General features: G+C 68.6%; 13 protein-coding genes. 8 read left to right on the forward strand and 5 right to left on the reverse strand.

The annotated features are described in order from the left end of the window. Positions 1 to 65 precede the first annotated feature (65 nt). From OXM58_10715 to OXM58_10730, 4 genes are all read left to right on the forward strand, one after another. The gene (locus OXM58_10715) at positions 66 to 1,754 is read left to right on the forward strand and encodes a thiamine pyrophosphate-binding protein (protein MDE0148834.1); all 1,689 of its coding nucleotides are present in this window, start codon (positions 66 to 68) and stop codon (positions 1,752 to 1,754) included. 187 nt (positions 1,755 to 1,941) lie between these two features. Then, positions 1,942 to 2,985 (forward strand): TRAP transporter substrate-binding protein, encoded by a 1,044-nt coding sequence (locus tag OXM58_10720; GenBank protein MDE0148835.1) that lies wholly within the window; start codon positions 1,942 to 1,944, stop codon positions 2,983 to 2,985. A gap of 110 nt (positions 2,986 to 3,095) precedes the next feature. Further along, complete coding sequence (locus OXM58_10725; protein MDE0148836.1) at positions 3,096 to 3,557, forward strand: TRAP transporter small permease subunit; 462 nt, start codon at positions 3,096 to 3,098, stop codon at positions 3,555 to 3,557. Further along, positions 3,548 to 4,861 (forward strand): TRAP transporter large permease, encoded by a 1,314-nt coding sequence (locus OXM58_10730; GenBank protein MDE0148837.1) that lies wholly within the window; start codon positions 3,548 to 3,550, stop codon positions 4,859 to 4,861. The genes OXM58_10725 and OXM58_10730 overlap by 10 nt, the downstream gene beginning before the upstream one ends. A gap of 15 nt (positions 4,862 to 4,876) precedes the next feature. On the opposite strand, the gene OXM58_10735 is transcribed toward OXM58_10730, so the two are convergent. From OXM58_10735 to rpsT, 4 genes are all read right to left on the reverse strand, one after another. Continuing rightward, positions 4,877 to 5,809, reverse strand: coding sequence for an AEC family transporter (locus OXM58_10735; GenBank protein ID MDE0148838.1), 933 nt, complete (start codon positions 5,807 to 5,809; stop codon positions 4,877 to 4,879). 21 nt (positions 5,810 to 5,830) lie between these two features. Next, on the reverse strand, positions 5,831 to 6,331 hold the full coding sequence (ruvX, locus tag OXM58_10740) for a Holliday junction resolvase RuvX (GenBank protein MDE0148839.1): 501 nt from the start codon (positions 6,329 to 6,331) through the stop codon (positions 5,831 to 5,833). A 155-nt stretch (positions 6,332 to 6,486) separates the two neighbouring features. Further along, positions 6,487 to 6,939, reverse strand: coding sequence for a MarR family winged helix-turn-helix transcriptional regulator (locus OXM58_10745; protein MDE0148840.1), 453 nt, complete (start codon positions 6,937 to 6,939; stop codon positions 6,487 to 6,489). A 217-nt stretch (positions 6,940 to 7,156) separates the two neighbouring features. After that, positions 7,157 to 7,420, reverse strand: a complete 264-nt coding sequence (gene rpsT, locus OXM58_10750) for a 30S ribosomal protein S20 (GenBank protein ID MDE0148841.1) — start codon at positions 7,418 to 7,420, stop codon at positions 7,157 to 7,159. 410 nt (positions 7,421 to 7,830) lie between these two features. On the opposite strand from rpsT, the gene OXM58_10755 reads away from it, so the two are divergent. From OXM58_10755 to OXM58_10770, 4 genes are all read left to right on the forward strand, one after another. Continuing rightward, entirely contained in the window at positions 7,831 to 8,121 is a 291-nt protein-coding gene (locus OXM58_10755; protein MDE0148842.1) for an integration host factor subunit beta, read from the forward strand. 119 nt (positions 8,122 to 8,240) lie between these two features. Next, positions 8,241 to 8,537 carry a DUF1049 domain-containing protein gene (locus OXM58_10760; GenBank protein ID MDE0148843.1) on the forward strand — a complete coding sequence of 99 codons (297 nt, stop codon included), beginning with the start codon at positions 8,241 to 8,243 and terminating at the stop codon, positions 8,535 to 8,537. Between the two features lie 73 nt (positions 8,538 to 8,610). Next, positions 8,611 to 9,699: an acetyl-CoA carboxylase, carboxyltransferase subunit beta gene (gene accD / locus OXM58_10765; protein ID MDE0148844.1), complete on the forward strand. Its 1,089-nt coding sequence runs from the start codon at positions 8,611 to 8,613 to the stop codon at positions 9,697 to 9,699. A gap of 8 nt (positions 9,700 to 9,707) precedes the next feature. Continuing rightward, the gene (locus tag OXM58_10770; GenBank protein MDE0148845.1) at positions 9,708 to 11,009 is read left to right on the forward strand and encodes a bifunctional folylpolyglutamate synthase/dihydrofolate synthase; all 1,302 of its coding nucleotides are present in this window, start codon (positions 9,708 to 9,710) and stop codon (positions 11,007 to 11,009) included. Positions 11,010 to 11,016: 7 nt separating this feature from the next. Here OXM58_10770 and trxA read toward each other — a convergent pair whose 3' ends face one another. Further along, the gene (trxA, locus tag OXM58_10775) at positions 11,017 to 11,349 is read right to left on the reverse strand and encodes a thioredoxin (GenBank protein ID MDE0148846.1); all 333 of its coding nucleotides are present in this window, start codon (positions 11,347 to 11,349) and stop codon (positions 11,017 to 11,019) included. Positions 11,350 to 11,430: the final 81 nt, after the last annotated feature.

Below are 11,430 nucleotides of genomic sequence, written 5' to 3' on the forward strand. Positions count from 1 at the left end.
GCCGCGCCCGAGCAGCGGCAATTGTGCAGCGAAAGAATAATTCAGCGCCCTTGGAGAAAGCGGAAATGACCGAACCGATCTATGGCGGCCAGGCCGTTGTCGAAGCCCTCAAGAATGAGGATGTCCGCCATGTATTCGGGCTCATCGGTTCGGCGACCATGGAAGTGTTCGACGGGCTCTACGAGGCCAATTCCATCCGCTTCGTCGGCGTGCACGACGAGCGCACCGGTACCCACATGGCCGACGGCTACGCCCGGGCGAGCGGCGGGCCCGGCGTCATCGTCGCGGGCCAGAACGGGCCGGGGGCGACCAACCTGCTGACCGGCCTCGCCCAGGCGTCGGCGGCCTATTCCCCGGTCGTCGCCATCGCCGGGGCACTCTCGTCCGCCCATGTCTACCGCGACGCGTTCCAGGAGGTCGACCAGCACGCGACCCTGTCCCCGGTCACCAAGTCGAGCGTGACCGTGCCGAGCGTCGACCGCATCCCGGAGCTGTTTCAGGCCGGCTTCCGCACTGCGCTCACGCCGCGGCGCGGCCCGGTGCTGCTGAACGTGCCGCGCAACGTCCAGTCCGCCAAGGCCGTGTTCCCCGAGCCGCCGGTGCCGGACACCTATCGCGTCCAGTACGCCCCAGCGGCCCCGGCGGCGGCGGTGGAGCGGGCGGCACAAATGCTGCTCGACGCGGAGCGGCCGGTCATCGTCGCCGGCGGCGGGATCAAGAATGGCGGCGGCGCGGCGCAGACCCTCGCGCTCGCCGAGCTTCTGAATGCGCCCGTCGCCATGTCGCCGGGCCACGGCGACGCGATTCCGTTCGGGCATCCGCTCAACGCCGGACAGATGGGGCCGCGCGGCAATCCGGTGGCGTCCCGCCTCGTGCTCGAGGCCGATGTCATCCTCGCCCTCGGCACCCGGCTCGGCTTCAACTCGACCTTCTACTCCTACGACAACATCAACCGGGACGCGGCGATCGTCCAGGTCGAGATCGAGCCGACGGAAATCGGCCGCCATTTCCCGGTCTCGCTGGGCATCTGGGCCGATGCGCCGACCGTCGCCGACCAGCTCGCCGAAGCCGTGCGCAAAGCCGCCGCGATCCGCGAAGCTACCGAGTGGACGGCGCAGTTCCAGGCCGAGCGCAAGGCGTTCCTCGCCCGGCGCGATGCCGAGGCGGTCATGGACGAGAGCCCGATCCAGCCCTCCGGCCTGTTCCGCGCCTACCGCCGGGTGCTGCCGCGCAACGCCGCCATCGTGCTCGACGCCGGCACCATGACGCTCCAGGCCACCGACGCGCTCGAATACTGGGAGCCGCCCTGCCTGTTCACGCCGCTCGATTTCGGCCTGGTCGGCTTTTCCTTCGCCTGCGGCCTCGGCGTGAAGGCGGCGCAGCCGGACCGGCCGGTCGTCAGTTTTGCCGGCGACGGCGGCTTCGGCATGCAGGTCTCGGAGCTCAGCACGGCCGTGGACCACGGGCTCAACACCGTGGCGGTCGTGATGAACAACGGCTGCTGGGGCGCGGAAAAGGCCTATCAGAGGGACTTTTTCGGCGGGCGCTATATCGGCGCGGACGTCGGCAGCCCGCCGTTCGACGAACTGGCCAGGCTCTACGGCGCGGCCGGCTACCGGGTCGAGCGCCTGTCGGAGGTCGAGGACGCGATCGCCGCGGCGCTGGACGAAGATCGCCCCGCCGTCGTCGACATCAAGGTCGATCCGGATGCGCTCTACAGCTTCCGGCGCGACAGCTTCGCCCACCGCATGTGATCCCTTCCCGGCTGCCCTTCGATCCGTTGCCTATCGCGCCGGCGCAACGCGGTTTTTGCCCTGCATACCTGCGGGTCCCGGCCGGGACGCAGCCATGTTCGGGGTTGCCTTGACAGGGTGTAGGGGCACACTGACAATGCCGCGCCCCTCGACCGAGGGGCATTTTAACGAATGGGAGGACGTTATCGTGTCGATCTGGAAGCATGTCAAAAAGCCTGCGGTTTTCGCCGCGATGGCGTTGGCGGGAACGGCTCTGGCGAGCCAGGCGCCGCAGGCCCAGGAATTCAAGTTCACCTATGCCGGCTATCCCAGCCCGAAGATTTCGTCGGGCAAGGCGGTCAACTTCTTCGCCGCCGAGGTCGAGAAGCGGACCAACGGCCGGGTCAAGTTCAAGATTCATCACAGCGGCAGCCTCTATCAGGAAGAGAAGGCGCTCGAGGCGCTGCTCGCCGGATCGATCGATTTCGCCGCCGCCGGCACGTCCACGGTCGGCGTGTTCACCCGGCACTACGACTGGGTCAACCTGCCCTTCATCGTCAGCGGCGACCTCAAGACCGGACCGCGCCAGCTCCTCCAGATGATCAACAGCGACGTCGGCAAGGAGCTCCAGGCCAAGGTCGAGAAGGAGACCGGCCTCAAGCTGGTCTACATCATGCCCAGCAACGGCGGCGCCCGGGCGATCGCGACCCGCAAGGTCCGGCTCGTCGTCCCGGCCGACATCAAGAACACCAAGCAGCGGGTCAGCCTCGCGCCGCTCGACATCGTCATCAACAAGGCCTGGGGCGCCAACCCGGTCCCGGTGCCGTGGGCCGATACCTTCACCGGCTTCAGCCAGGGCGTGTTCGAGGGCGTGCAGATCCCGATCCCGCACATCCACAATGTCGGCTTCGACGAAATTGCCAAGCACATCACGATGGTGAATTTCCAGTATCTGCCCCAGGTCATGTGGGTCCGGGTCGATTTCTGGAACAAGCTGCCGGCGGACATCCGCAAGGTCATGACCGAGGTCGGCGGGGAAGCCGCCCTCTACGAGATGAAGGTCGACCAGGAGGCGCATCAGGCCTTCCGCGATGCGATCACCAAGCGCGGCGCCGAGATCATCGACCTGACGCCCGAGCAGATGGCGATGTGGCAGAAGGCCAGCGAGAGCGTCTACAAGAGCGAGGCCGTGGCGAAATACACACCGCCCGCGCTGCTGGCCCGTCTGCGGAAAGCCGGCATGCTCAAATAGCCCACAACGACGGGCCGCCGGTCCGATGAATCCGATTCCGCCCGAGGCGGCCCCGGCCGTTTCGGGCGGTTTCGTCCGGGCCGGTGCCGGCCTGCAGCGAGGCGCGTGACATGCAGGAACGGGTCCTGAGGCTGAGCGGTCGGATCCGAAAATACCTCTTCGTTCCGGCGATCGCCGCCGTGATCGCGCTGCTGTTCGTCAACATCGTCGACCGTTTCGTGCTCGACGGTGCGCTGGGCATTTCCTGGGTCGAGGAACTCAGCGTCATCATCATGATCTGGCTGGTGTTCCTGAGCGTCTTCGCCATCGACCAGGACAGGAGCCACATCAAGGTCCAGATCCTCAACCTGCCGCCCCGGTTGCAGGAGATCCTGGAAGATATCGCCATCGTCCTGTTCGTCGGCTTCCTCGTCTGGTCGACCTGGGCCCTGCTGCCCAGGATGTTCTCGAAATACGCCGCGCTCGGCTGGCCGATCGAGGTCGGCTACTACGCCATCCTGGTCGGCGGCGGCGCAACGATCCTCGCCAAGTTCGGCAAATACCTCCTGCGGGGGCTCCGCCGATGGAGTTGATCGCCGGCGGAATCGCCTTCGTCGTCCTGTTCTCGCTGGCGATTTTCGGCGTGCCGCTGGCCGCCGCCATGGGGCTGGCCGGCCTCGTCGGCATGCTGGTGGCCGGCATTCCGCTGCTGGGATCGCCGATCGCCGTGATGGGCGTGCTCGGCAACTTCGCCTGGCTGGCGCTGCCGCTCTTCATCATTTTCGGCGGCGTGCTGTCGGATATCGGCGTCGCCCGCGGCGTGGTCTGGTTCGGCGAGGTCATCGGCCGGCGCGTCCGGGGCGGCACGTCCCAGGTCCTGATCGTCTCCTCGCTCTTCATGGGCGGCATGACCGGCTCGACCCTGGCCGAGGCCGGGATGCTCAGCTCCATGTTCCGGGACGAGATGGAGCGAATCGGCTATGCCCGGGGCTACCTGGCCGGGCTGATCTCCTGCGCCGGGCTGATCGGCGCCCTGATCCCGCCAAGCAACGTCCTGCTGATCCTGGGCCTGGCCGGCGAAATCTCGATCCTGCGCCTGTGGATCGCGGGAATCGCGCCGGGCATCATGGTCGCGATCGGCCTGATGATCGTCGCGGCATTCCTGCAGACGCGCTACGAATCCGCGAAACCGGCGGCGGCCGGCGCGCCGGGCGGAGCGGCGAAGATCTACCACCGGCGCGGCGGCTCGCCGGCCGCGGCGCTCGTCGGCCTGGCGATTCCGATCTTTATCCTCGGCGGCATGCGCTTCGGCGTCTTCTCGCCGGTCGAGGCGGGCGCAGCGGGCATCGTCTTCGCGCTGTTCCTCGGCTTCACCATATTCCGGGCCGGCACCAGCGTGACCGGCCTGGCCGATTCCTTCAGCCGCAACCTGCTGAGCTCCATGAGCTACCTGTTCCTGGTGGCAGGCGCAGCCGTGTTCGGCGTGCTGATCGTGCGGCTGAACCTGGCGGACGTCGTCGAGCAGTTCTTCAAGGCCGGCGCCTTTACGCCGACCGAATTCCTGCTCCTGAACTTTGCCGTCTTCTTCGTGATGGGCTTCTTTATCGAGGCCGTGCCGATCATGCTGATCTTCGTGCCGCTGATGCTGCCGTCGGCCCAGAGCCTCGGCATCGACCCGATTCACTACGGGGTCAGTTTCAGCATGATCATCCTGCTCGCGAACCTGACACCGCCGGTCGGCGTCCAGACCCTGTTCGCCTGCCGCCTGCTCGACACCACCGTTTTCGAATGGTGGAAGCACGGCAAGCATTTCTTCTTCGTGATCCTGGTCGTCACCTTCGTCGTGATGTTCGTACCGGAAATCCCGCTGTGGCTGCCGGACGCGATCATGAACTGAGCCGGAGCCCGGGCTCTACAGGAATTCCGTAGCCAGCCAGAGCCAGAACGGCAGGGTGACGATGCTGACCACCGTCTGGGCGGCGATCATGGCGGCCGTGGTCTTGGCGTCGCCGCGCAGCTGCCGGGCGAACGCATAGGCCGATACCGAGCACGGCACCGCGGCGTGAACCAGCAGCGCCGTGGCATAGGTGCCCCCGATCTCCAGCATGTCGAGGCCGATCAGCACGAGAGCCGGCAGGAGCAGCAGCTTGACAGCCATGGACGCCAGCACGGCGCGCCCGCTTCCGGCCGTGGCGTCGAAGGCGAGGCCGGCGCCGACCGCCAGCAACCCGAGCGGCAGGGCGGCCCGGCCGAGGACCTCCAGGATCGTGTCCGCCGGGCCGGGAATGCCGGTATCGGCGACATTGATCGCGAGGCCCAGGGCAACGGCGATCAGGATCGGGTTGAGCAGGATCTCGCGCACGATCGGCCCCAGGGCGCCCGCCGCCGCACCCTTTCCGCTGCCCGTCCGCACCAGCGCGATGACGCTGATCAGGTTGGTCAGGGGCACGAAGGCGATCAGCGACAGCGCGAAGGCGGAGAGGCCGACATCGTCGAACAGCGTGACGACGATCGCCAGGACCGGATAGTTGTTGCCGCGCAGGCTGCATTGCACCAGCGCGCCGTAGGCGCCGGGCTTGGGGGCGACGACGCGGCGGACCGCGTGCATCAGCACGACCGCCGCCAGCACGACCGCACCGGCCGCCAGCACGGCGTCGCCGACCGGCAGCTCGTCCAGATTCGCGCCGGCCAGTCCGTTGACCAGCAGGCAGGGCAGCAGGATGAAATAGGTCAGCCGGTCGAGGCCGGTCCAGAAGGCTTCGGGCGCGAACTCGGCCCTGCGCAAGGCCCAGCCCAGCAGGATCAGGACGACGACCGGGGCGATTGCTGTGAAGGTCTCGGACAAGGGGCCTCCGCCGCTGCGCCGTCAGGCCGGATCCTGTGGCGGCCGCTCCCGGGCCGCCCGCGCTCTCAGGGCGTCCAGCGCGCCCTGGAGGATCCACGCCGCCGCGGCCTTGTCTACCACCTCCGCGCGGCGCTTGCGGGTCATATCCGCCTCGCCGATCAACAGCCGCTCGACCGCCGCGGTCGACAGGCGTTCGTCCCAGAAGGCGTAGGGCAGCGGCAGCCGGCCGTCCAGGTTGCGCGCGAACTGCCGGACCGACTGGCAGCGCGGCCCTTCGGCGCCGTCCATGTTGACCGGCAATCCGTAGACCAGGGCGGCCGCGCCGCGCCCGGCGACCTGGGCCGCGATCGCCGCGGCATCGGCGGCGAATTTCTTCCGGCGCACCGTGACCAGCGGCGACGCGATGGTGCGCGTGCGGTCCGAGATGGCGAGGCCGACCGTTCTGGCGCCGACATCGAGGCCCAACGCCGGCGCGCCGGGCGGCAGGTGTTCCGGCAGGGCGTGAAGGTCGATTTCCGGCATGGGGCGGGCGGACGGCGGTCGGGCGGCGGGCAGCGGCGAACCGGAGTCTAGACCGTTCGCCGGCCGGGCGGAACCGGCGCCGCGCGGGGCGTCGGCCGCTGCCGGACCCGCCCCGTGGCGATCTCAGGCCTGTCGCAGCGGCCTCAGTCGGCAGCCTATTTCCGGGTCGCGTCCACGGTCAGGCGCAGATTCTCCATCAGGACGCCCCACTTGAAGCGCCCCAGCGCCTCGACCATGCCGGATTGGGCCTGCTTCCACAGGGGCAGCGCCGCTTCGAGCGCGTCGAGGCCTTTCGGGGTTGCGCTGACAAGACGCGCCCGCCGGTCGTCTCCGGATGCAACCTCCACCAGGCCGGCGCGCTCCAGCGGCTGCAGGTTGCGCGTCAGGGTCGTGCGGTCCATGACCAGCGTTTCCGCCAGCCGGCTCATCGGAACCGGGCCGTTCGCCGCCGCTGCCGCCAGCACCGGAAGCTGCGTAATCTTCAGGCCGATCGGCTCCATAGCCTGTTCGTAATGCTGGGTCACGACCCGCGTCGCCTGGCGCAGGTTCTGGCAGGTACAGCTGGAGAGCAGTTCCTGCACCGTCCGGTCACCGGATCCGTCCGGCATGTAGGCCTCCTTGGATTTCTGAGGGATTTCGGGGGGATTTCTGGGGAGTTCCGGGTTGCGATGCGATATATTTGTGTTGCGCTGCAAAATTCAATAGGTGCAGCAGCATGCCGCCGTGCGCGGGACCGGCGAAACCCGATGCTCTCTGGACGATCGACCTGCCTGTCCTGCCGGCGGCCCGGCGCAGCCTGCGCCACGCCGCCCACGCCGTACAGCGTCAGGACATCGCCTTGATACGCGCGTTCAGGCGGCTGATGCGCCGCGATGCGGTATTGCGATGCAGGATACCCTTGGTCACGCCGCGCATGATTTCCGGCTGGGCGGTCTTGAGCGCGTCGCGCGCCGCCTCCGGGTCGCCGGCGGAAATCGCGAGTTCCACCTTTTTCAGGTATCCGCGCACCCGGCTGCGCCGGGCGGTGTTGACTTGCGCCTTGGCGCCGTTGCGGCGTATGCGCTTCCTGGCCGATTTGTGATGGGCCATCTTCTCTCTTCGGTCCGGTACGGTTTGTCGTCGGCGTGCAGCGCGCGCCGGCCGGGCAGCGGCGGCGCGCGGAATGGGCGGTATAAAGGCGGAAAATGCCAAAGGTCAAGGGCGGCCGCGCCGCTCCCTATGGCCGCATTCCGGCCGGTCCGAAGGAATTGCGGCGCCGGCGTTCGCGCCGGCAATTGGCGGCGCCGGCGCCGGCCGCACGCCGCCACGGGCGCATCCCTGCCGGGGCTGTATGCAGCGGCAACATAAAAATAGTTATTTCTTAGAGACTTAGTCTTGACCTTGGCGCGCCCCTTTGGCACTCTTTCGTTCCGGTTGGGGACAGTGCGCAGGCAATGTTCGGACTGGCTCGCGACCGTTCCGGAATCCTTTTGCCGCGTTTGGGAGCGTTCGCACTTGCCATGACGAAGTCGGAACTGATCGCCCGGCTGGCCGAACGGCACCCGGATCTGAAGGCGAGGGTCTTCGAACGCATCGTGACAACGGTGTTCGACGAAATCTCCGACGCACTGGAACGCGGCGACCGCGTTGAACTGCGCGGTTTCGGTGCCTTTTCGGTCAAGGACCGCGCGCCGCGCACCGGGCGCAACCCGCGCACCGGCGCGACCGTCCATGTCGCGCGCAAGCGTGTGCCCTATTTCAAGACGGGCAAGGAACTGCGCGAGCGGCTCAATTCCGACCGGACGGACTGACCCCGGCGGCAACCGGCGCGTCTCCCCGGACGGGCTTGCGCCGGCGGCGGACCGTTGCCATCTGTCCGGTTCGGCGCTGCGGCGCGGCCCCAGAGGAGCAGTCCTGCAGGAGCACCGGCATGAGACTTATCGGTTGGATCGTCATCGGGCTGGTCGGGATCGCCTTCATCGTCTTCGCGACCCACAACTATCATGCCGCAATGGTGAATCTGTGGCCGGCGCCGCTGACCTTGTCGCTGCCGGTTTACGGGCTGGCGTTCGGCGGCATTGCACTCGGTTTCCTCGGCGGCGCGCTGGTCGCCTGGCTGGCCGGCGGCAAGGGCCGGCGCAGGACGCGCGAAATCCGGCGCACGGCCCGGCAGCTGGAGCGCCAGGTCGAGGCCGGCGGCGGCGTGCCGGCCGTCCGCGCGGGCTGAACGTGCATCGCGGGGTCGCACTTTGGGAGAATCCCCCCGGCCGCTGCATCCGCGGGCAATTCTGTGAGGAGCCATGAGCTGGCTTGAAAACATCCGTCCGAAAATCCGCGCCCTGGTCACGCGCGATGTGCCGGAAAATCTCTGGGTAAAATGCGCCGCCTGCGATCAGATGATCTTCCATCGCGAGCTGGACGCCAACCTGAAGGTCTGCCCGCATTGCGGCCATCACATGCGCATCGCGGCGCGCGAGCGGCTGGCCGCGCTGTTCGACGACGGCGCGTACCAGGAGATCGAACCGCCGAAAGCGATCGTCGACCCGCTGAAATTCCGCGACCGCAAGCGCTATTCGGAACGGCTGCGCGACGCCCAGGCGGCGGCCGGCGCCCGGGAGTCGGGCGGCGATGCGGCCATCGTATGCCACGGCACGATGGGCGGGATGAAGGTCGTGATCGCGGCCTTCGACTTTTCCTTCATGGGCGGCTCTATGGGCGTTGCGGTCGGCGAGGCCTTCGTCGCGGCCGCCCGCCTTGCCGTCCTGCAGCAGGCGCCGCTCATCGCCATTCCGGCCTCGGGCGGCGCGCGGATGCAGGAAGGCATCCTCTCGCTGATGCAGATGCCGCGCACTGTCGTCGCGGTGCAGGAGGTGCGCGAGGCGCGCCTGCCCTTCATCTCCCTGATGACGGACCCGACGACGGGCGGCGTTTCCGCCTCGTTCGCCATGCTGGGCGACATCGCGATCGCCGAACCGGGCGCGACGATCGGCTTCGCCGGCAAGCGCGTGATCGAGGACACGATCCGCGAGAAGCTGCCGGAAGGGTTCCAGAGCGCGGAATATCTCCACGAGCACGGCATGGTGGATATGGTCGTGCCGCGCCAGGAGATGCGCGAAACGCTGATCCGCACCTTGCGCCATCTGGTCCGGCCCAACCCGCCGGCCGATGTCGTGCCGCTGAAACCTGCCGGCCGGATCGCGGCCGCGCCGGAAACGCCGAAGGCGCTGGCCGGGCCGGCTGAAGCCGATGCAGAAACCGCGGCGGCGCCCCCGAAGCGGTCCGCGAAGCCGGCCCCGAAGCCGTCCGGGAAGCCGTCCGGGAAGCCGGCGGAAGAGGCGGCCGGCGACGCATCCGGGCCGGACAAATCCGGCGAACCCGCCGCCGACTGAACCCACCCTTGTCCGCCGCAACCGTCGACCGGCTGCTCGAGCGGTTCACGGCGCTCCACCCGCGCGTCATCGACCTGTCGCTCGGCCGGATCGAGGCGCTGCTGGCCAAACTCGGCCGGCCGCAGGACCGGCTGCCGCCGGTGATCCACGTCTCGGGCACGAACGGCAAGGGCTCCGTCCTCGCCTTCTGCCGCGCCGCCTTCGAGGCGGCAGGGCTGACCGTCCACCAGTATGTCTCGCCCCATCTGGTGCGCTTCAACGAACGGATCGTTCTGAACGGACGGCCGGTCGGCGACGCGGCGCTGGTCGATATCCTGGAAGCCGCCGACCGGGCAAACGACGGCGCGCCGATCACCTTCTTCGAGATCACGACCGCCGCAGCCTTCAAGGCCTTCGCCGAAACTCCGGCCGACGTGCTGCTGCTGGAAACCGGGCTCGGCGGGCGGCTGGATGCGACCAACGTCGTCGCGCAACCGGCCGCAACCGGCATCGTTTCCATCGGCCTCGACCATCAGGGCTATCTCGGCGATACGATCGCGGCGGTCGCGGCGGAAAAGGCCGGCATCCTGCGCGCCGGCGTTCCCGTCGTCGTCGGCGACCTGCCGCCCGCTGCGCTGGATGTTGTCGAACGCGCCGCCGCCGAGGCCGGGGCGCCGATGGAGACATGCGGCGAGACCTGGCGTTTCGAGGCCGCGGCCGGTTCCGGCGACGGAACATGGCGCTATGCCGGCCCGGGCCGGGAATGCCGCCTGCCGCCTCCGGCGCTGCCCGGCGGCCACCAGACCGCGAACGCCGCCTTCGCCGTCGCTCTGGCCGATGCGTCCGGCGTCGCGCGGCCGGAGGACCGGCACTGGGCGCAGGCCATGCAGACGGTCGCCTGGCCCGGCCGGCTTCAGCGCCTCGGGGCCGGCCCCCTTGCGGCGAGGCTCGGGCCCGGCCGGCAGCTCTGGCTGGACGGCGCGCACAACCCGCCCGCCGCCAAGGCGCTTGCCGATTGGGTGCAGGCGCAGGCGCGCCCGGTCCACGCCATTCTCGGCCTGCTGGAAACCAAGGATCCGGCGGGCGTTCTGGCGCCGTTGGCGCCGATGTGCGCGTCGCTCACGGCGGTGCCGGTTCCCGGACACAAATGCTATCCGCCGGACGGGCTGGCCGAAGAAGCCCGCGCACGCGGCGCACCGGAGGCGGCTGCGGCGCGGGATTTAGGACACGCGCTCGACCTTGCGGCGGCACGCACCGCCGATGGTGGCACTATCCTTGTTTGCGGGTCGCTCTACCTGATCGGGCAGGCGCTGGCGCTGTCGGAAGGGTAGAAGCGGGTCAGGCGCCGTCGGCGAGCACGCTGTCGACCCATTCGTAGAGCTTGCTCTTCGGCAGGGCGCCGACCTTGGTGGCCGCCAGTTCGCCGCCCTTGAACAGCATCAGGGTCGGGATGCCGCGCACATTGTAGCGCTGCGGGATCGACGGGTTCTCGTCGATGTTCAGCTTGGCGATGGAAATCCGGCCGTCCTTGTCCGCGGCCATGTCTTGCAGCGCCGGCGCAATCTGCTTGCAGGGGCCGCACCATTCCGCCCAGAAATCCACCAGGACCGGCGTGGGCGACTGCAGGACATCGGCGTCGAAAGACGAATCGGTCACGTTGTTCAAGGCCATGCTTACCCCGTTTTCCCTGAAGGCCGGCGCTCTCGGGGCGCCGGTCTTTTGCTGCGGTACGGGCCCCGGATCGGGCTCCGG

This window comes from Rhodospirillaceae bacterium (genome assembly GCA_028819475.1).
Taxonomy (GTDB): Bacteria; Pseudomonadota; Alphaproteobacteria; order Bin65; family Bin65; genus Bin65.